Source organism: Allobosea sp. LjRoot90 (genome assembly GCF_964254315.1).
Taxonomy (GTDB): Bacteria; Pseudomonadota; Alphaproteobacteria; order Rhizobiales; family Beijerinckiaceae; genus Allobosea.
Genome location: NZ_CAXUTF020000002.1, coordinates 95,405 through 114,528 on the forward strand (window position 1 = coordinate 95,405; position 19,124 = coordinate 114,528).

Annotated in this window: 20 protein-coding genes; 11 read left to right on the top strand and 9 right to left on the bottom strand. The window is 66.8% G+C overall.

Annotated features, from left to right (window positions below):
- Positions 1-63: 63 nt before the first annotated feature.
- The gene (locus ACSQ3M_RS07200) at positions 64-1,209 is read left to right on the top strand and encodes an alpha-hydroxy acid oxidase (RefSeq protein ID WP_436149397.1); all 1,146 of its coding nucleotides are present in this window, start codon (positions 64-66) and stop codon (positions 1,207-1,209) included.
- 27 nt (positions 1,210-1,236) lie between these two features.
- Here the strand turns inward: ACSQ3M_RS07200 and ACSQ3M_RS07205 are convergent, their stop codons facing one another.
- Positions 1,237-1,734 (bottom strand): YcgN family cysteine cluster protein, encoded by a 498-nt coding sequence (locus ACSQ3M_RS07205; RefSeq protein ID WP_436149398.1) that lies wholly within the window; start codon positions 1,732-1,734, stop codon positions 1,237-1,239.
- 184 nt (positions 1,735-1,918) lie between these two features.
- Here ACSQ3M_RS07205 and ACSQ3M_RS07210 point away from each other — a divergent pair, with 184 nt between their 5' ends.
- From ACSQ3M_RS07210 to ACSQ3M_RS07240, 7 genes are all read left to right on the top strand, one after another.
- On the top strand, positions 1,919-3,061 hold the full coding sequence (locus ACSQ3M_RS07210; protein WP_436149399.1) for an ABC transporter substrate-binding protein: 1,143 nt from the start codon (positions 1,919-1,921) through the stop codon (positions 3,059-3,061).
- Positions 3,058-4,161: a FecCD family ABC transporter permease gene (locus ACSQ3M_RS07215; RefSeq protein WP_436149400.1), complete on the top strand. Its 1,104-nt coding sequence runs from the start codon at positions 3,058-3,060 to the stop codon at positions 4,159-4,161. Before ACSQ3M_RS07210 ends, ACSQ3M_RS07215 begins: the two co-directional genes overlap by 4 nt.
- Complete coding sequence (locus tag ACSQ3M_RS07220; RefSeq protein ID WP_436150277.1) at positions 4,158-4,943, top strand: ABC transporter ATP-binding protein; 786 nt, start codon at positions 4,158-4,160, stop codon at positions 4,941-4,943. The genes ACSQ3M_RS07215 and ACSQ3M_RS07220 overlap by 4 nt, the downstream gene beginning before the upstream one ends.
- 42 nt (positions 4,944-4,985) lie before the next feature.
- Positions 4,986-5,768, top strand: a complete 783-nt coding sequence (locus ACSQ3M_RS07225) for a class I SAM-dependent methyltransferase (protein ID WP_436149401.1) — start codon at positions 4,986-4,988, stop codon at positions 5,766-5,768.
- A gap of 162 nt (positions 5,769-5,930) precedes the next feature.
- Complete coding sequence (locus ACSQ3M_RS07230) at positions 5,931-8,138, top strand: transglycosylase domain-containing protein (protein WP_436150278.1); 2,208 nt, start codon at positions 5,931-5,933, stop codon at positions 8,136-8,138.
- 32 nt (positions 8,139-8,170) lie between these two features.
- On the top strand, positions 8,171-8,746 hold the full coding sequence (locus ACSQ3M_RS07235) for a DUF1214 domain-containing protein (RefSeq protein WP_436149402.1): 576 nt from the start codon (positions 8,171-8,173) through the stop codon (positions 8,744-8,746).
- Positions 8,743-9,393 carry a DUF1254 domain-containing protein gene (locus ACSQ3M_RS07240; protein ID WP_436149403.1) on the top strand — a complete coding sequence of 217 codons (651 nt, stop codon included), beginning with the start codon at positions 8,743-8,745 and terminating at the stop codon, positions 9,391-9,393. Before ACSQ3M_RS07235 ends, ACSQ3M_RS07240 begins: the two co-directional genes overlap by 4 nt.
- A gap of 6 nt (positions 9,394-9,399) precedes the next feature.
- Here the strand turns inward: ACSQ3M_RS07240 and corA are convergent, their stop codons facing one another.
- Both corA and ACSQ3M_RS07250 read right to left on the bottom strand, forming a co-directional pair.
- Positions 9,400-10,455, bottom strand: coding sequence for a magnesium/cobalt transporter CorA (gene corA / locus ACSQ3M_RS07245; protein ID WP_436149404.1), 1,056 nt, complete (start codon positions 10,453-10,455; stop codon positions 9,400-9,402).
- A gap of 106 nt (positions 10,456-10,561) precedes the next feature.
- Entirely contained in the window at positions 10,562-11,359 is a 798-nt protein-coding gene (locus ACSQ3M_RS07250) for a hypothetical protein (RefSeq protein ID WP_436149405.1), read from the bottom strand.
- Positions 11,360-11,816: 457 nt separating this feature from the next.
- Here ACSQ3M_RS07250 and ACSQ3M_RS07255 point away from each other — a divergent pair, with 457 nt between their 5' ends.
- A complete protein-coding gene (locus ACSQ3M_RS07255) occupies positions 11,817-12,941 on the top strand; it encodes a DUF2336 domain-containing protein (protein ID WP_436149406.1) in 1,125 nt (374 codons plus the stop codon).
- 2 nt (positions 12,942-12,943) lie between these two features.
- Here the strand turns inward: ACSQ3M_RS07255 and ACSQ3M_RS07260 are convergent, their stop codons facing one another.
- From ACSQ3M_RS07260 to ACSQ3M_RS07270, 3 genes are read right to left on the bottom strand one after another with little or no spacing between them, the layout of a single operon-like run.
- A complete protein-coding gene (locus ACSQ3M_RS07260; RefSeq protein WP_436149407.1) occupies positions 12,944-13,279 on the bottom strand; it encodes a DUF1491 family protein in 336 nt (111 codons plus the stop codon).
- A 34-nt stretch (positions 13,280-13,313) separates the two neighbouring features.
- Positions 13,314-13,862: a hypothetical protein gene (locus ACSQ3M_RS07265; RefSeq protein WP_436149408.1), complete on the bottom strand. Its 549-nt coding sequence runs from the start codon at positions 13,860-13,862 to the stop codon at positions 13,314-13,316.
- Positions 13,863-13,878: 16 nt separating this feature from the next.
- Positions 13,879-15,684 carry a sensor histidine kinase gene (locus ACSQ3M_RS07270; protein WP_436149409.1) on the bottom strand — a complete coding sequence of 602 codons (1,806 nt, stop codon included), beginning with the start codon at positions 15,682-15,684 and terminating at the stop codon, positions 13,879-13,881.
- 349 nt (positions 15,685-16,033) lie between these two features.
- Here ACSQ3M_RS07270 and ACSQ3M_RS07275 point away from each other — a divergent pair, with 349 nt between their 5' ends.
- Positions 16,034-16,330: a hypothetical protein gene (locus ACSQ3M_RS07275; RefSeq protein WP_436149410.1), complete on the top strand. Its 297-nt coding sequence runs from the start codon at positions 16,034-16,036 to the stop codon at positions 16,328-16,330.
- Positions 16,331-16,522: 192 nt separating this feature from the next.
- A complete protein-coding gene (locus tag ACSQ3M_RS07280; protein ID WP_436149411.1) occupies positions 16,523-16,948 on the top strand; it encodes a SufE family protein in 426 nt (141 codons plus the stop codon).
- On the opposite strand, the gene ACSQ3M_RS07285 is transcribed toward ACSQ3M_RS07280, so the two are convergent.
- The 3 genes from ACSQ3M_RS07285 to ACSQ3M_RS07295 form a co-directional block, all read right to left on the bottom strand.
- The gene (locus tag ACSQ3M_RS07285; protein WP_436149412.1) at positions 16,945-17,754 is read right to left on the bottom strand and encodes a DUF6456 domain-containing protein; all 810 of its coding nucleotides are present in this window, start codon (positions 17,752-17,754) and stop codon (positions 16,945-16,947) included. The two genes, ACSQ3M_RS07280 and ACSQ3M_RS07285, sit on opposite strands and share 4 nt — an antisense overlap.
- The gene (locus ACSQ3M_RS07290; protein WP_436149413.1) at positions 17,751-18,119 is read right to left on the bottom strand and encodes a helix-turn-helix domain-containing protein; all 369 of its coding nucleotides are present in this window, start codon (positions 18,117-18,119) and stop codon (positions 17,751-17,753) included. Before ACSQ3M_RS07290 ends, ACSQ3M_RS07285 begins: the two co-directional genes overlap by 4 nt.
- A gap of 270 nt (positions 18,120-18,389) precedes the next feature.
- Entirely contained in the window at positions 18,390-18,806 is a 417-nt protein-coding gene (locus tag ACSQ3M_RS07295) for a MucR family transcriptional regulator (RefSeq protein ID WP_129158578.1), read from the bottom strand.
- Positions 18,807-19,124: the final 318 nt, after the last annotated feature.

Genomic DNA, 19,124 nt, shown 5'->3' on the forward strand with positions numbered 1-19,124 from the left:
CGGCGCCGACTTAGCGGTTGCCCGCGCCGCCCTCACATGTCCCGAACGACGTCGAAGCGAACGATGCGCCTGAACGACTGCCACAATTTCCACGACTTCCGCACCCTCGCCAGGAAGCGGCTGCCAGGGCCGATCTTCAACTACATCGACGGCGGCGCCGATGACGAGGTCACCCTTAGGCGAAACTCCGAGAGCTTCGAGCGCTGCGACCTCGTTCCCAACGTTCTGCGCGGCGTGAGCAGCGTCGACACCACGGTCACCGTGATGGGGCAGAAGCTCGCCGTGCCGTTCTACTGCTCGCCGACCGCCCTGCAGCGGCTCTTCCATCACCAGGGCGAGCGCGCGGTCGCTGCGGCGGCGGCCCGCTACGGCACCATGTTCGGCGTGTCGTCGCTGGGAACCGTCAGTATCGAGGAGCTGCGCAAGACCCATAGCGGCCCGCAGGTCTACCAGTTCTATTTCCACAAGGATCGCGGCCTGAACCGGGCGATGATGGAGCGCGCCAAGGAGGCCGGCGTGAATGTGATGATGCTGACCGTCGACAGCATCACCGGCGGCAATCGCGAGCGCGACCTGCGCACCGGCTTCTCGATTCCGTTCAGGCTCAACCTCGCCGGCGTGACGCAGTTCGCGATCAAGCCGCAATGGGCGCTGAACTACCTCACCCATGAGAAATTCAGCCTGCCGCAGCTCGACAAGCACGTCGACATGGGCGGCGGCGCGATGTCGATCAGCCGCTACTTCACCGAAATGCTCGACCCGGCGATGACCTGGGACGACGTCGCCGAGATGGTCAGGCTCTGGTCCGGGCAATTCTGCCTGAAGGGCATCATGTCGGTGGCGGACGCCAGGCGCGCGGTCGAGATCGGCTGCAGCGGCATCATCCTGTCCAATCATGGCGGCCGGCAGCTCGATGGCTCGCGCGCAGCCTTCGATCAGCTTGCCGAGATCGTCGACGCCGTCGGTGATCGCATCGACGTGATCATGGATGGCGGCATCCAGCGTGGCTCGCATGTGCTGAAAGCCCTGTCGCTCGGCGCCAAGGCCGTCGGCGTCGGGCGCTACTACCTCTATCCGCTCGCGGCCGCCGGGCAGCCAGGCGTCGAACGCGCGCTCGGCCAGCTCAAGACCGAGGTCGAGCGCGGCATGAAGTTGATGGGCGTGACCAGGCTGGATCAGCTGTCGCGCGAGAATTTGCGCTTCAGGTAGTCGAGCGAAGCGACTGCCGTCTTGCGCTCAGCCAGTTCTCTTGGCGCGGGCCGCCTTCGGCCAGCGCAATGGCCAGTTGACGATGCGCTCGACGATCTCCTCCTCGGCGACCTCGTCTTCATTGGCGTAGACGCGGTCGCGGACGGACACCCCTGCAGCGACGACCGTCTGCGGATCGCCCGAGACGAGCGGATGCCACCACGGCAGGTCCCTGCCCTCCCCTACCAACCTGTAGGCGCAAGTGGGTGGCAGCCAAGGCAGCGTGCGCACCGCCTCGGGCGTGAGCGTGACGCAATCGGGGACGGTCTTCGAGCGGTTGGCGTAGTCATGGCAGCGGCAGGTGCCCGCGTCGAACAGGCGGCAGCCGATATCGGTGGCATGGATGCGGCCGGTGTCATCGTCCTCGAGCTTGACCAGGCAGCAGCGACCGCAGCCGTCGCAGAGCGATTCCCACTCCGCCTCGGTCATCTCCTCGAGCGTCTTGGTGCGCCAGAAAGGCGCGCTTTCGGTCATCGGGTCGGCCATGATCGCTTATGCCCTGCCGCGGCTGCCGAGGGAAGCGCGCGAGCGTCGCAGCAGGGCGCGCCTCCTCTCAGAAATTTACATTCATTCTAATCTTTGTTTAGAGAGATTATAATCTATGGAAATTGACCGAATACTCGGATCGGCCTAACGGGAGGAAGAATTCCCCTGCTCGCGAGCCTTCCCGATGCTGACCCGCCGACATCTGCTGCGCGCCTTTACCGTTACCGCCGGCCTCACCGTCGCGTCCCTTTCCGCCTTGGCCGACAAGGTCACGGTCACCGACATCGTCGGACGCAAGGTCGAGGTCGAGGCTCCGGTCAAGCGGATCATCCTCGGCGAAGGCCGGCAGATGTATTTCGTCGGCGCGCTCGACAAGGACGAGCCGTTCAAGCGTGTCGTCGGCTGGCGCGACGATCTCGGCAAGGCCGATCCCGAGACCTATCGCGGCTATGAGAAGCGCTATCCGCAGATCGCCAAGCTGCCGACCTTCGGCGGCATGAAGGAAGGCGCCTTCGACATCGAGCAGGCGATCGCGCTCAAGCCCGACGTGCTCTTCCTCAACATCGAGGCCAAGATCGCCAGCGACGAGGCCAAGCTGGTCGAGAAGCTCGCCTCGGTCGGCATCCCGGTCGTCTATGTCGACTTCCGTGAGAAGCCGTTCGAGCATACCGAGCCGTCGATGCGGCTGATCGGCAAGCTCTTCGGCAAGGAGCAGGTCGCCGAGGACTTCATCACGTTCCGCGCCGAGCAGATCAAGGTCGTGACCGATCGCCTTGCCAAGGCGACCGATCTCAAGCGCCCGCTAGTCATGGTCGAGCGCGCCGGCGGCTATTCCGACGATTGCTGCATGTCCTTCGGCAATGAGAACTTTGGCAAGATGGTCGAGTTCGCCGGCGGCCGGAACCTGGCGACGCCGCTGATCCCCGGCACCTTCGGTACCGTCAACGCCGAGCAGATCGTCGCGTCCAACCCCGATGTCGTGATCGTCACCGGCAGCAACTGGGACGGCTATGTCCCGGGCGGGAACTGGGTCGGCCTCGGCTACGGCGCCAACATGACCGAGGCGCGCCGCAAGCTGACCAATCTGATGAAGCGCCCGGCCTTCACGCAGACCGCGGCCGTCAAGAACGGCCGCGTCCACGGCATCTGGCACCAGTTCTACAACAGCCCCTACCAGTTTGTGGCGATCCAGGAGATCGCGAAGTGGCTGCACCCCGATCTGTTCAAGGATGTGGATCCGGGCGCCACCATGAAGGCGCTGCACGAGCGCTTCCTACCCCTGCCTTATGAGCCCGGCCTGTGGGTCTCGCTCGAGGCCGGCAAATGAGCCTTGCTCCGGCCAGCGCCGACGAGATCGAGACTGAGCCGGCTGAGGCGTCGCGGGCCATAGCCCAGGGCCGCGACGCCTACCGGGCGCTGTCGCTGCGCCGCAAGCTGATCCTCGTCGGCTTCGCTGCCGTGTTGCTGGCCTGCCTGATCGTCGACCTGATGCTCGGTCCGGCTCGCTACAGCGTAACCGAGGTCGTCAACGCGCTGATCTCGCCCTCGACGGCGCCGGCGGCAGTGAGGGTCGTGATCTGGGATATCCGCCTGCCGGTCGCGCTGATGGCGGTCGTGACGGGCGCGTCGCTGGCGATTGCCGGTGCGCAGATGCAGACCGTGCTGAACAACCCGCTCGCCAGCCCGTTCACGCTCGGCATCTCGGCGGCAGCGAGCTTCGGGGCGGCGCTGGCGCTGGTCTTCGGCGTCGCCATCGTGCCGCTCGCGATCGACTACATCGTGCCGCTCAACGCCTTCATCATGGCGATGGGCGCCTCCATGCTGATCCATGTGCTGAGCCAGCGCCGCGGCGTCACGACCGAGACGGTGGTGCTGCTCGGCATCGCGCTGGTCTTCACCTTCAACGCCCTTTTGTCGCTGCTGCAGTTCTTCGCCTCCGAGCAGGCGTTAGGCGCCGTCGTCTTCTGGATGATGGGCTCGCTGACCAAGGCGAACTGGCACAAGCTGGCGATCACCTCGACCGTGCTTATCCTCTGCATCCCGCTGTTCGCGCGCCGGGCCTGGGCACTGACGACCCTGCGACTCGGCGACGAGAAGGCGGCAAGCTTCGGCATCGACGTCAGGTATTTGCGGCTGGAAACCATGCTGCTCGTCGCCCTGCTCGCGGCGGTGCCGGTCGCCTTCGTCGGCACGATCGGCTTTATCGGCCTGGTCGGACCCCATATCGCTCGGATGGTGATCGGCGAGGACCAGCGCTTCTTCCTGCCGGCTTCGGCACTGGCCGGCGCCGCGATCCTGTCGGCCTCCTCCGTGGTCAGCAAGTCGCTGATCCCCGGTCTGATCTTCCCGATCAGCATCGTCACGGCGCTGGTCGGCGTGCCCTTCTTCTTCAGCCTGATCCTGACCAGCCGGAGGCGCTCATGGTGAAGCGCCTGACGCTCAACGATGTCGGCGTCGCCTATGGCAAACGCCAGATCCTCAGCGGGATCAGCACGCCAGAGATGAAGGGCGGCGAGATTGTCGCCGTGATCGGCCCCAATGCCGCCGGCAAGTCGAGCCTGTTCCGCCGCATCGCCGGACTGATCCCGGGAGCAGGCTCGGTCGAGGTCGTCAGCGCCCACGGCAAGACGCCCTGCTACCTGCCGCAGGATACGGCGGTGAACGCGGTGCTGACCGTCTACGAATCGATCCTGCTCGCCCGCAAGCAGGGCGGCTCCTGGAGTGTCGGCGACGACGAGTTGTCGGCCATCGACGAGGCGCTGCACGCACTCGACATCGCCGACCTCGCCTTCCGCGGTCTCGGTGAGCTCTCGGGCGGCCAGCGCCAGCTCGTCTCGATCGCCCAGACGCTGGTGCGCCGGCCCGAGATCATGCTGCTCGACGAGCCGACCAGCGCGCTTGACCTGCACCGCCAGTTCGAGGTGCTGAGCCTTGTCTCGCGGCTGGCGCGCGAGCGGCAGGTCTGCGTGCTGATCGCGATCCACGACCTCAACCAGGCGCTGCGCATCGCCGACAAGGTGATGGTGCTGGCCAAGGGCCGGCTTGCCGCCTTCGGCGACCCGCGCGAGATCATCACGCCGGCCCTGCTCGAAGAGATCTACGGCGTCGTCGCAAGGGTCGAGGCGGCTGAAGGCGAGACGCCCTTCGTCGTCGTCCATGGCTCCGCTCGCAGGCGGACGCATAGCGTAACGCAGCTGGCGTCGGCCTGACCGGCGGCTTAATTCCCCTCTAGTTCCGCGTGGCGAATGCCAATGTCCGACAGCAGCCTCCCCACTCCCGGCGCCAATTTCTCCCTCAAGGAGGAAATCCGGTCCTATTGGTCCGGCCGGGCTGCCACCTTCGACCAGCAGGTCGGCCACGCCATCAAGTCCGACGCCGAGCTCGCCGCCTTCCAGTCGCTGCTGCGCCAGTCCTTCGGCGCTGAACCACGCGAGGTGCTCGACCTCGCCTGCGGCACCGGCGAGATCACTCGCGCTTTGCTCTCGCTCGGGCATGAGGTCACGGCGATCGACTTCTCCGAGGAGATGCTGGTCCGCGCCCGCGCCAAGCATGGCGACAGGGCCCGCATCCTAGCAGGCGATGCCGAGCGGCTGCTCGACGACAACGAGAGCTACGACGCGCTGGTGACGCGCCATCTGGTCTGGACGCTGACCGATCCTGAGGCAGCCTTCGCCGAATGGTTTCGGGTCCTGAAGCCCGGCGGCAAGCTGCTCGTCATCGACGGCGACTGGATCAACCGCTCCTGGCTGCAGGGCCTGCTCAACCGGGCGGCGACCTTCCTGCGCGAGCGCGCCGGCGCAGCCCCGCACGCCGCCGACCGCCAGGCCTTCGACTCGATCACCAGCCGCTTCTTCTTCCGCGATGGCCTGAGCGTGGAGCGTCTCTCCGGCATGCTGCGCCAAGCCGGCTTCGCCCATATCGAGCCTGCCGACTATGCACAGGTGGTGAAGGCGCAGCAGCGCCATGCCGCCCTGCACGATGCGCTCCGGCTGGCGTCGTCGACCCGTTTCGCGCTGCTCGCGACGAAGACCTGAGCGTACTGCAGAGCATCCGTTTTTGCCGTGCAACTGCACCGCTGCCCTCTTCCGTTGCAGGCGCCGAGCACTTACCTTCTGGGATCGGGCCGGGCGTTCGCTGGCCGGTCCGGACGCCGCGTGCGCGAGCCGCGGGCATGCTCAGGGTAGCCCAAAGCCGTGATGGAGTTCAGGAAGGCCCGCTGGACGACCCGCCTGAAGCGCCTCGCGCTGAGCGTCGACGCATGGATCGGCGCCTCGCTCTATGCGGCCGGCCATCGCGCCGGCGATATCTATGAACGCATCCGCAGCGCGACCGATCGGCTGACCGTCAGCGGGCCGAAACGGCTCGCAGCCGAATTCGCCAGCGAGGGGCTGAACGTCGGCATCGCTGGCGCGATCGTCATGCTGATGCTGGCGATCCCCTCCTTCCAGGAGGGGCGCGAAGAGGCGCTCAAGAACCAGGTTTTCGCCGTCACCTTCCTCGACCGCTACGGCTCGGAGATCGGCCATCGCGGCGCCCGCCATGACGATTCGCTGAAGCTCGAGGAGTTCCCGGACCACCTGCTCAAGGCGGTGCTGGCGACCGAGGATCGGCGCTTCTACGACCATTTCGGCATCGACATCTTCGGCACCTTCCGGGCGCTCACCGTCAACGCTCGCGCCTCGGGCGTGGTTCAGGGCGGCTCGTCGCTCACGCAGCAATTGGCGAAGAATCTCTTCCTCAACAACGAGCGCTCGCTCGATCGCAAGATCAAGGAAGCCTTCCTGTCGCTCTGGCTGGAATACCGGCTGACCAAGAACGAGATTCTCAAGCTCTATCTCGACCGCGCCTATATGGGCGGTGGCACGTTCGGGGTCGCGGCCGCAGCCGACTACTATTTCGGCAAGTCGGTGAAGGATGTCAGCCTGGCGGAGGCGGCGATGCTCGCCGGCCTGTTCAAGGCTCCGAGCAAGTTCGCTCCGCATGTCAACCTGCCGGCGGCGCGGGCGCGGGCCAACGACGTGCTCAACGCCATGGTCGATGCCGGTTTCATGACGGCCGGCCAGGTCGATTCGGCCAAGCGCAATCCCGCGACGCCAATCGACCGCAAGCGCGACTCCAGCCCGGACTACTATCTCGACTGGGCCTTCGACGAGGCCCGCAAGCTCGCTGAGGACGGCAAGCTCGGCCCTGAGAGAGTGCTGACGATCAAGACACCGTACGATCCGGCGATCCAGAAGCGCGCCGACGAAGCGGTCGAGACGATCCTGCGCCAGCACGGCCCGGCCTATCGGGCCAAGCAGGCGGCGGCGGTGATCATGGACCCTGACGGGGCGGTGCGCGCCATCGTCGGCGGGCGCGACTATGGCGCGAGCCAGTTCAATCGCGCCACATCGAGCCTGCGCCAGCCCGGGTCTTCGTTCAAACCCTATGTCTATGCCGCGGCGATGAGCGCCGGGCTATACAAGCCGACGACTGTTGTCACCGACCGGCCCGTCTGCATCGGCAACTGGTGCCCGAACAATTACGGGCGCTCCTATGCCGGCTCGATGCCGCTGACGGTGGCGCTGGCAAAGTCGATCAATACGATCCCGGTGCAGATGTCGATCGCGATCGGCAAGGCCACCGGCGAGACGCATGAGGCCCGCGCCGCGCGCATCGGCCGGACGAAGATCGTCGAGACCTGCCGGGCCATGGGCCTGACCACGCCGCTGATCGACACTGTCTCGCTGCCGATCGGCGCAGCGGAAGTGACGGTCATAGACCAGGCTGCCGGCTATGCCGTTTTTGCCAATGGCGGCAAGCGGGCCAAGCCCTACGCCGCCTTCGATATCCGCAATTCGGCCGGCGAGGAGATCTACCGCCATGACCGCGACGAGCCGGCACCGGCGCAGGTGCTGAGTACGCAGGTCGCCTTCGAGATGAACCAGATGCTGTCGACCGTGCCGACTGCCGGCACCGGCCGGCGTGCCGCGCTCGACGGCGTCGTCAGCGCCGGCAAGACCGGCACGACCAATGGCTACAAGGATGCCTGGTATGTCGGCTATACCGGCAATCTCGTCGGCGCGATCTGGTTCGGCAACGACGATTCCTCCGAGACCAACAACATGACCGGCGGCTCGCTGCCGGCTATGACCTGGAAGGAGATCATGGGCTTCGCGCATCAGGGCATCGAGCTGAAGCCGATCCCGGGTGTGACGCCGCAGCCGGGCGATGCCAAGACCGTGGTGGCGAAAGCCAGCGATCCCGCAGCCGGCGCCAGCGCCGGCCATATGTCGCGCAAATCCTTCGAGGTGCTCTCCGCCGTCGGCACGATGTTCAAGTCGGTTGAGGCCCCGCGAGCCGCCCGCGCCTCCGTCCAGGCCGGGATCCGGGGCGCTCCCACCGGCCTCTCCGTCATTCGCTAGGCTCAGACGCCGATGCGAACCAAGATCGTCCCATGCGCGTACTCCCCCTCGCTTATGTGATCGCGCTCGGCGCCGGCCTCGGCCTCGTCTCGGCACGCTATGCGGTGGCGGAGCGGCCCTGGGTTGGCCGCGTTCAGATCGGTGCCTGGACGACCTGGCCGAACAGCGGTGCGCGCGACATCGATCCCTACATGCGCGCCTATCTGGCGCGCGGCGTCCACCTGCCGCTCGGAGCCGGCGAAGGCCTCGAGCTCATCGCCAAGGAAGACGATGCCGGGCAGACGCTCGACGCCCGTTGCCGCTATCTCGTCAACGGAACAACGCCACCGGCGCGCGGCTGGTCGCTCGACATCGCCGACCCCGCCGGCCGGTCCCTGCAGTCCACCGCCGGGCGCGTGAGCTTCACCGACGCCGAGATCGTCCGCGGCGAGCGCGGCGGCATGCGTATCGTGCTGGCGACGGCGCCCGAGGCCGGCAACTGGCTGCCCTTGCCGGCCGGAGGACGTTTCCAGCTTCGCCTGCGGCTCTACGATACGCCGATCTCGAGCCATGCCGGCGAACTCAGACCAAGCGCCCTGCCCCGCATCGCACGGATCGACTGCCGATGAGTGCTGCGGACAACACCGGAGCATTGCCTGCGGCGAGCCGGCCCACGATCGCAGGCCAATCGCGGCCGCGCCGCTGGCTGTCGCGGCTCGGGAGCGGGCTGCTGCGGCTCGTGCTGCTGACGCTGGCCGGGCTGGTGCTCGCCGGCATCGTCCACATCGTCACCGTGCTGAGGGTTCCCGTCTTGGCTTCGGGCGACGCCGCCACCGTCTACGCGGCGCTGGGCATGAAAGGCCGAGCCGAGCTGGTGACGCCGCCGCCGGCCGGACTACCTGCCATGCTCGACACCGATCCGAACAGCGTCGCGGCCGTGTGCAGCTACGACCTCGCGGCGGGGCCGCTACGCGTCGTCGCTCGCACCGGCTCGTTGCCGCTCGGCCTCACCGTTCACCGGCGCGGCGGCGGCGTCGCCTATGCGATCACCGACCGGGCCGCGATCCGCGGCATCCTCGAATTCGTGGTGATGACTCAGGAGCAGCTCGACGAGCGGTTGGCCAATGACGAGGAGGGCGAAACCTCGCGCGAACTACGTGTGATCTCGCCCTCGCAGCAAGGGCTCGTCGTCGCGCGCGTTATAGTCCGCCGCGCCTTCGACCGCAGCGAGGCGGAAGCGCTGGCGACGGGCGTGGCATGCGGTCTCGCGGACTAGCCGCGCCTAGAGCCAGCCATTGCGCTTGAAACGCCAGAACAGCGTCAGGCAGGTGGTGACGATCACCGCCAGGACGCCGTAATAGCCGTAGTGCATCTCCAGTTCCGGCATATTCTTGAAGTTCATGCCGTAGATGCCGGCGACCGCCGTCGGCACCGCGAGAATGGCCGCCCAGGAGGCGAGCCGCTTGGTGATCGAATTCTCCTGGCTCTGACCGACGAGCAGGCTCGCCTCGAAAGCGAAGGCGAGCACCTCCCGCAAGCTGTCGATCTTCTCCTGGACAGTGCGGACATGGTCGGTCACGTCGCGGAACATCGGTGCGAGCGTCGGGCGCACCTGCGGCACGCTGCCATTGCTCAGCCTCTGGCAGACATCGACCAGCGGCCCGACCGCGTTGCGCAGGCGCAGCAGGTCGCGCCTGAGCATGTAGAGCCGCTCGATGTCGGTGCGCGTCATCGGCCGGGCGAGGATCTTGTCCTCGATCTCCTCGACCTCGTCATGGATCGACTCGAGCACCGGCATGTAATTATCGACGATGAAATCGAGGATCGCGTAGAGGATGAAATCTTCGCCCTTGGCCAGCGAAGTCGGGCAGGTCTCCCAATGCTGCCGGACCGATGTGTACGAGGTCGAGGCGCCGTGGCGGACACTGACGATGTAGCCACGGCCGATGAAGATATGCGTCTCGCCAAAAGCGATACGCTTATCGACCATCTGGGCGGTGCGGGCGACGACGAACAGCGCGTCGCCATATTGCTCGAGTTTCGGGCGCTGATGGGCGTTGGTCGCGTCCTCGACCGCAAGCGGATGCAGGCCGAACTGCTCCTGCACGCATTTCAGCAAGGCCGCCTCGGGCTCGAGCAGTCCGATCCAGACGACATGGCCGTCCTTGCGGGCCCATTCGCCGGCCTCATCGATCGGGACGTCGGCGATGCGGACGCCATGGGCATAGACGCTCGAGGCGACGACGCCGGCCTCGTGGCGATGGCCCTGGTCGACAGGCGGATCGCTGGGGGTTTCCGCCGCAACCGAGGGGGTGAACCTGACGTGCGCGACTGACATGGGGTCACTCCACCGTTCGCCAGCTCATGGTCGGCAGGCTAGACCCAATTCCACAGGAATGGGAATCCTGTTTTGCGCCTGAAATCGGAGATCGGACGCAGGCCGGCTAGCCCTTGTAGACGACCGGTCCCCGCCCCGCCGGCGCGCCCTCGCCCTTTCCGCCGAACATGCCGATCAGCGGCAGATTGCAGGCGCCGCCCAGCTCGCTCTCCAGCCCCATGATGGCGCGCTCGGCCCGGACGGCCTCGCGCGAGGGCATCTCGACGACGAGATTGTCGAGCGAGAAGCGGTAGCTCTTCAGCCTGAAACGGGCCCGCTCGCAGACCCAGAGCATCAGCCCTTCATTCTCGGCGACGCGCTGAGTGGCCGGATCGCGCTGTTCGGGCGGCACCTGCTGCGAGGCGTCGAGCGCACGCAGGCGGGCGCGATCGGCATTGATGACGCGCAAGGCGTTGGCGCGGAACTGGCCGAGCAGCAGCCTGTCGCCATTGGCGTCTTCGGCCAGCCGATTATAGCGCGACGCCTGCGAGACGAAGGAGCCGGAGGTCAGGGCGCCGTGATAGGCGGCGACATCGTTCGACTGGGCCTCGACCGGCAGGATGCGGGCATGGGCGAGCTTGGAGACCTCCCGTTCGAAATGACTGCGCTCATGGGCAGGCAGGACGATCCGCCAGGCGCGGGCCCGCAACTGCTCCTCGTCGTCGGTCATATGAAACCAGGACGAGGCCTCGCCGCGGAAGCGCGCGCTCCATTCACCAACGGCAGGCGCGATCTGGTCGGCGAAGATGTTTGGACGGGGACGGCCGAGATCGCCGGTGGTCGAGCAGCCCGCGAGCACGAGACCGGACAGCGCCGCGGCTGCGATGGAGCGGGATACGAAACAGTGGGAACCGGCTTTTCGCATCAACCCTGCTCAAAATGATCGAAAATCGGCCACATCATGGTTCGGGTCGCTTCGACCCAGGGCCATCGTGATCCAGCACCTTCAGCCAGGGCGCCTGCGCCGTGTCTCGCGCTCGCCGCGGCCGGCGGGGCGCGGCCGTCGCGGCGGCTTACTCGCGGCGGGCTCGGGCTGGCGCTCGTAACGGACGCCGGTGAAGAACAGGATTTGCCCGGAAGGGCCCTCCGCTGCGGGGCTCTGGCTGGCTGAGCGCCTGCGCGGCGCAAAAGGAATGACGTCTGCCATGATGCGCCTCCCTTGCTGGCGCCTGTGCCCAATTCGCGGATGACACGTAAGATCGGACTCACGCGCGAGCTACGCCGCCATCCTCCGCACCATCAGCACGCATCATGGTTAACGCTGTGCTAACGCATCGGGGATAAGTTGCCGCAACGTGAAATTCGTTGACGAGAAGCAACCCATGCCGTCCCGCATCGCCACAGATCTCGCCGAGCTCGCCAGGCTGGCCAGCGACGGCGGGCTCGATCTGCGCCAGGTCGCGCTACGGGTGAAGACCGATTTGCTGCTGGCGACGCCGAGCCCGTCGGCCGAGGACATGGAGGCCTTCCGCGCCATGGCGGAGGCCTCGATCCCGGTGATCGATGACGCCACCGCAACGATCCTCGCCCGCAAGCTCGCGAGCTGGCCGCATGCGCCGCATGAAGTGCTCGCCGGCCTCCGTGCCCGCGGAGGCGAGGTGCTGGCCGCGCTGATCGGCCATGGCATGCCGCTCTCCGCGACGGAGATCGAAGAGATCGCAGCCGAAGGAGACAGCGAGGCGAGAGTGGCTCTTGCCGGCCGGCGAGACCTCACCGGCAACGCCAGCATCACGCTCTCCGGCTGCGACAATGCCGAGGTCGACGCGGCGCTGGTCGCCAATGCGGCGATATCGCTGCCGCACGCAGCACTCGACCTGTTGCTGCCGCGCGCAGTCGTGACGCCCTCGCTCGGTGCGAGCCTGCTGGCGCGCGCCGATCTGCCGGTGACGGAACTGACGCCGCTCTTCCTGCAGGCGAGCCTCGAAAAGCGCCTCGCCATGATCGACGCCGTCGCGGCCCATGAGGCGCTGGCCCCCTCGCCGCGACCGGCAACGCTTCCTGCCGAACAGATCTCCGGACTGATCGCGACGGCGCTCTCCGATCGGCCCAGCGCCTTCGCGGCACTGGCGGATGCCTTCGGCAGCGATGCGCGCTTCGCAGCAGCCATGGCGAACGATCAATCGCGTCGGCTCGCGGCACTGGCGCTGATCGGCTGCGGGGCAAGTCCCGAGGATGCGACGCGCTTCCTGATCGGGCTCGGCGACGACGCAGCGCGTTCGGTCGAGCGCATTTTTGCCCTGGTCGAGCTGATGCGCTCACTGCAGCCGACAGTGGCGCGCCGGCTCGCACAGCAGATCGGTGGGGTTACACCACGCCACGCCCGCCCTGGAACCCTGCAGCCCGCCATGGATCCGAGTGGCACCCCGGCGCGATCCGGCGCCGAGCGGACACCGGCGCGTGGCATCGTTCAGGAAGTACGGCGCAGACTCGGCGGCGGTAACGGCTGACGCTACCCCTCTACGAGCTCGAGCCGCGCATCGCCGGCGCGGTTCTCGATCTCGACCAGCCAGAGATCGCTGTCGAAGCGCACTTCGCGCGCGACCCGGTCCTCGACCGCGAGCGGATCGGCGTCGAGCACGAGCTGAAAACGTCGTTCGCCGGTCTCGTCGGCCAGCGCCTGCGGCGCCGGGCCATAGAGAGCGGCCGTGCCGTCGAGGCGGTCGAGCTTGACGAAAACGGCGCCAGCCTCGCGCGCACCGCGCCGACGCAGCACCGCGACGAGCCCATCGCGGGCCGCCTGGCGCAGATAGGCTGAAACCCAGAAGTCGCTGGTCAGGCGGGGCAAGGCGGGTGCCGCTGTGGTTCGCGGGGCTCGATCGTCAGCGCCGTTGTCCCCGGATATCCGCCGGTGGCCGGATATCGGCGCCGTTGATCAGATCGGCGATCGGATCGCGCGCTGCTGGTTGGGCAGCCGGAGCCGAACGAGCCGGGGCCTGCGCCGACTGCACCTGCCGGGGCTGGACAGCCGCGACCGGTGCCGGCGGGCGCGGCGCTGCGTCGCGAGCAGCCGGCGCCAGGGCGCCAGGGCGAGACGGCGGCATCACCGCCTGCTGGGCAGACGCGGCCGGGCCTGCCGGCTCCGCGAGCGTCGGCGTCTCGGCCCGCCGCTCGGCCGGGCGAGCCGCCGATTGCGACGGCGGCGAGAGCATCGGCGCCGGATGGCGGCCCTTCTGGAACAGGATCGCGTTCAGGACGATCAGCACCGACGCGGCTGCGAAGAGGAGCACGACCAGCCCGCGACCCGGGCGCCGGGCGAACCAGCGCAGGAGCCGAGCCGGCGCCGAGGGCGCGCGGCGACCGGCGGAGCGGCGGGCGGGCATCGACAGCGTCGCATCGGAACGGGCGCGGGCGGCGAGCGTGGCTGACATGGTCTTATGCTCTCGGTCAGGCGGTCAGGCGAACAGGTTGCTTGGTCTCAAGGCCGCGGCGCGGCGCGCGGGCGAAGGTCGCGATACGCGCCGGCTCGCGCGCGGCCGAAACACCGCCGATCGGCAGGCGGACGCCGACACGGGTACCGACGCCGGGCGCGCTCTCGATGGTGAGCGTACCGCCATGCAGGCCGACCAGGCCGCGTACCACCGACAAGCCGAGGCCGGTGCCGTCATGAGCCCGATCGTAAGATGACTTGGCCTGGAAGAACGGATCGCCCAGCCGCGGCAGATCGGCCGCGGCAATGCCGATGCCGCTATCGGATACCGACAGGTCGATCATCCCGCCATCGCGCACCAGAGCGAGCGTCACGCGTCCGCCCGCAGGCGTGAACTTGATCGCGTTCGACAGAAGGTTGAGCATCACCTGCTTCAAGGCGCGCCGGTCGCCGAGCAGTTGCGGCAAATCGGGACCGATGATGCGTTCGAGCGCGACCGATCCGGTCTTGGCCTTGAGCGCGACAACAGTGCAGCAGTCTTCGGCAAGCTCGGTCAGATCGAGCGTGTCCTGCTCGATCGTCATCGCCCCGCTCTCGATCTTCGAGACGTCGAGCAGCGTGTTGACCACCTCGAGCAGATGCTGGCCTGAATCATGGATGATCCTGGCATATTCCTGACGCTGCGCCGGGCTGAACGAAACGCCTAGGTCGCCGCCCAGCATCTCCGAGAAGCCGATGATGGCGTTGAGCGGGGTGCGCAGCTCGTGGCTGACGGTCGCCAGGAACTGGCCCTTGACGTCGCTCGCCTTGACCGCCTCGGCGCGGTTGCGCTCACGCTCCTCGTCAATCGCATGCCGGTCGGTGACGTCACGGCTGACGCCGACAACGGTCGCGACGCCATGCGGGCCGACCTGCTCGATACGCCGGGCATTGAGATCGAGCCAGCGCACGACCGGGCTCGCCGAGGCATCTCTATCACTGCCTGCCGGGACGAACAGGACACGGAAGCAGGCGCTGGCGCGGCCACTGCCATGCGCGGCATCGCTCAGCGCCTTCAAGAAGAGCGGCCTGTCGGCAATGTGGACACGCTCGAACAGGCCGCGACCGAAGAGCTGGGCCGGCTCGGCCCCGGTCAGGCCACGAGCGGCCTCGTTGGCGAAGACGACGGAGCCAGCCGCATCGTGCCAGGTGACGAGGTCACCGACATGCTCGAGCATCAGTTGCGCCCGCGCATCGGACGCGCGGTGCTCGCGCAGTTCGTCGTCGCGACGATAGAGGAAGCCGACCGTGATCAATGCTGTGAGCAGGATCGCGAGCGCGGCGAAAGCAGGCATCGCCTGCCAGGTCCAGGACGCCGGCTCGACGAGCCCCCCCACCCCCTGCAGAGCGACGACAGCACCGAGGCCGATGACCGCGAGAGCACCGGCCCGCGCCACATAGGAGCGGGAGCCGAAGAACATTGCTTCGGCCGGAACTGCCGCAAGCCAGAGCAGCAACGGCGAGGCAGCCCCACCGGTCAGGCAGGCGAGCGTGGTGATCAGCAATGTCAGGGCGGCGCCGGAGATGCAGTGCGCGAGGTCGAGCCGCCCCGTGCGCGAGAGCAGGAAGACCGCCAGCAGCGGCAGCGCCATCGCGACGAGCACGAGCAGTTCGAACGCGCCCATCCGGCCGCGCCAGGCGACATAGGCCGGCATCAGGCTGAGCGCCGCGGTCGAGGCGATAAGTCTCGTCAGCATGAAGCGCTCATGACGCATGCGCTCGAGCGAATCGGCCAGCGCCGATGGATGGACCATCGCCGCGACCTGCGCCCTCACCGCCGTCATCAAACTGGAAAATCGCAAACGCGCACCTCTGCCGGCCGGCGGCGCTTTCGCCCCGCCTTGTTGCTGTGATCCTCACGGTTGCCGTTTAAGCGGGGCTTAAAGAGACCGGCTCCCAAACTGGGCGTTTCCGAGGCAGACGGCAAAATAGCTTATGTTTTTCAATAAATTGCGCGGATCGTAACGCGATATCCAAAGCCAGCGGTTGTTGGCGGCAAGGTGAACGGATGCTGAAGACATTAGGCCGTCTTTGATTCAAATCGACGCTTTCGGGGACACCTGATCTTTCGGTCCACGCGCTAAGGTTCTTACATTCGCGGGCTGGGGAGCCTGGAACCGAACGGGGACCGACATGGCCTATCTTCTCCGCAGCCTGGCGATCGTCGGCGTGATCGCGCTGAACTCGCCCGTGCACGGCACGAAGAGCGAGCCTGAGGCGACCGTGGTCGATGCCAAGGCCGCCATTGCGATTCTCGCCAAGATCGACCCCAAGGCGGCGCTGCAAGGCGCGGTCAGCCTGCGCGAAGCGGCCGAGGTCCTGGCCGGGCTGGAACCGGAGACCCGCGCCCGGGTCCTTGCGATGGCGGCGAGTGCCGCGACGCGCGCCGGAGCCCGTTCCGGTCAGCTTGCATCGCAAGCAGACCGGTAAAACGGTCTCCTGACTAAAAGTGCGAGACGGATTCACCGATCAGATTGAGACAATCTGATCGGTGAATCCGTCTCGAGCGAACCCCAGCCGCGACCACGCTGACGCTTGACCTCGCCGTGCGAGAGGCCGAAGACGCTCGTCATCGCCGTACTTATCGGCGGCTGGACGAGGCGGAGGCCGACTGCGGAGATCATGAGCGAAAGCCTCGACGAGATCGTCGCCAATTTCGAGCTGCTCGACGACTGGGATGATCGCTATCGCTATCTGATCGAGCTCGGGCGCACGCTCGCTCCCCTGTCCGAGGACGCGCATAGCGACGCCAACAAGGTGCGCGGCTGCGCCAGCCAGGTCTGGCTGGAGACCCGTGCCGAAGGCGGGCCTGGCGAAACGACGCGCCTCATGTTCCGCGGCGACAGCGACGCGCACATCGTGCGCGGGCTCGTCGCGCTCGCCATCGCCATCCATTCCGGCCACACGGCGCAGGAAATCCTGACGACCAACGCCTTCGCGATCTATGAGCGCCTCGGATTGGCGGCCCATCTGACGCCGCAGCGCTCGAACGGCGTGCGCGCCATGATGGAGCGGATCAAGAGCGACGCCCGCGCAGCACTCGCCTAGTCGCCGCGCCTCGGCGCAGGCGGAATCGACGGACGTGCATCGGGCGCTCGCCAGGCCGCTGAGAAAGGAGGCTGGTCCAGCCTCTCGCCCAACCCGTAGTGCTCGACGAGCGCCGACAGCGCCAGCCGGAGCACGACCTTGGCTGAGCGCGCCGGCCATTTGCGCTCGCGCTCGACCTGGTCGAGCCCCTTGAGGAAGCCGCAGACATCGATCGCCAGGCCCGAGAGCTCGGGGCCGAGGCGCTTGCAGGCGAGGCGCACACGCTGACGCGCTGCCAGGCTGGAATCGGAGGCCTCGGCCGGACCACGCCCCGACGTATGAGTCCCGGCAGCGAGAGCTGCGTCCCAGTTGACCGTGATCCGAGGCAGCATCTGCGCCAGTGTCAGCTCGGCACGGAAGCGCTCGCCCGCAGCAAATTCGGCCGCCGATATCTGCGGCGCTCCGTCCTTGCCGAGACGGCGATGGAGCCAGAGCAATGGGCTTTCGCGCTCATCCAGCACGACCTCCTGCGCCTGCCCATCGACCATCATCGTCACCGTCGCACGCGGTTTTTGTGCCCCTGAGCCGGCGAGCTGTAGTCGCCGCCTGCCCTCTTCGGTGAACCAGGCGGCAAAACCGGCGGCGACGAGGACATCAGCCTCGGCCACAGGGACATAACCGGCCCCGAGCGTGGTTCCATCGGCAGCGCGGCGGTAGAGCGCGAGCCGCCCACAGCCGAGCGGCGAGTCGACGGCATAGGCGCCTGGCTCGCTCAGGTGCCGCAAGAGGCGCGACGGCGCGGAGGTTCGATCGCCAACCGCACTCATCGGGAAACCTCCGGGCCGACTCCCAGCTGTAATCCGAAAGCCAGATGCGCCAGGCCGATCTCAAGCGCCGAGACGGCGAAATCGAATGTCGGCTGGTCGCGCCGATCCTCAATCAGGGCGCAAGCATGACGCACGGTCGTGCGGTCGCGCTGGAAGCAGGCACCGACCTCCGTCAGGGTCAGCCCGAAGCCAACATGGGTGAGATACATTGCGAGCTGGCGGGCGAAGGCGGTCCTGCGGGTTCCGCGTCTGGTGCGCAATGCGCCGGCCGGCAGGCGCATTGCGCCGCTAACAGCCGCTTCCGCCAGCCGGGCCGAGGCGCTCAATGGAGTCGAATTGGGCCGCTTGGCAATCGCTATGTTCATGATATGTTCCATTGCGGGTATCGCCTCCCTGAATTCAACTGCGACGCTATCAGGTATATATTCCTATAACCGCTTGAGGCAAGCGCGTAACCGGTCGTCCCGACAGGCTCCTGACAGTTTTCGGCTTGCACCGCCCTCGGGGCGCGGCTCGGTCAATCGGCGCGCCGCTCCGTGCTGGGCCAACCTGCCACAGCGCTAAGCACAAAAAAGCCGCCGGTCAGGCCGGCGGCTTCATGACATGGGTGACCAGGCCGGCTTGCCGGCGATCAATCAGCGGCGCTTGCGGCGCTGCTGGCCGAGACCCATCTTCTTGGCGAGCTGCGAGCGCGCCTCGGCATAGTTCGGCGCGACCATCGGATAATCCGGCGGCAGGCCCCACTTCTCGCGATATTGCTCGGGCGACATGTTGTACTGCGTACGCAGATGACGCTTCAGCGACTTGAACTTCTTCCCGTCCTCGAGGCAGATCAGATAGTCGGCCGTGATCGACTTCTTCACTGCAATCGCAGGCTTCGGAGCCTCGACCGGAACAATCGGGGCAGCGCCACCGACGACACGATTGAGCGCAGCGTGAACGTCGCTGATCAGTGAAGGCAAGTCCGACGCCGGGACAGAATTGTTCGAAACATAGGCGGAAACGATATCTGCCGTGAGCTCGATGAATTCGGAACCGTCTTGGTCAGCCATGATGGCGTTGCTCCATTGTTTTTTTGACCAGTCGTAGCGTGACTGCGCCCAGCTCTGTTTCCAGGCGCAAGCGCCTTCCCTGACCTCCGCCGGCAGACGGTCGAATTCCTACCGGAATAGAATCATGCAAAACGGACCAGCGGGCAACCGTCTAAGCCATGCAGTTCAATATCGCAAGTGGCTTGACAAGGATTCGAATACATTCGTCGAGACATATTATTGCTGAAATTGTGAGCGCGCATCGTAACCATGGCGCCTTGCACCGCAGCATTTGCGCGAAAAGGTTGTCCTTGTCAGTGCCGTCACCGACCTCTACCT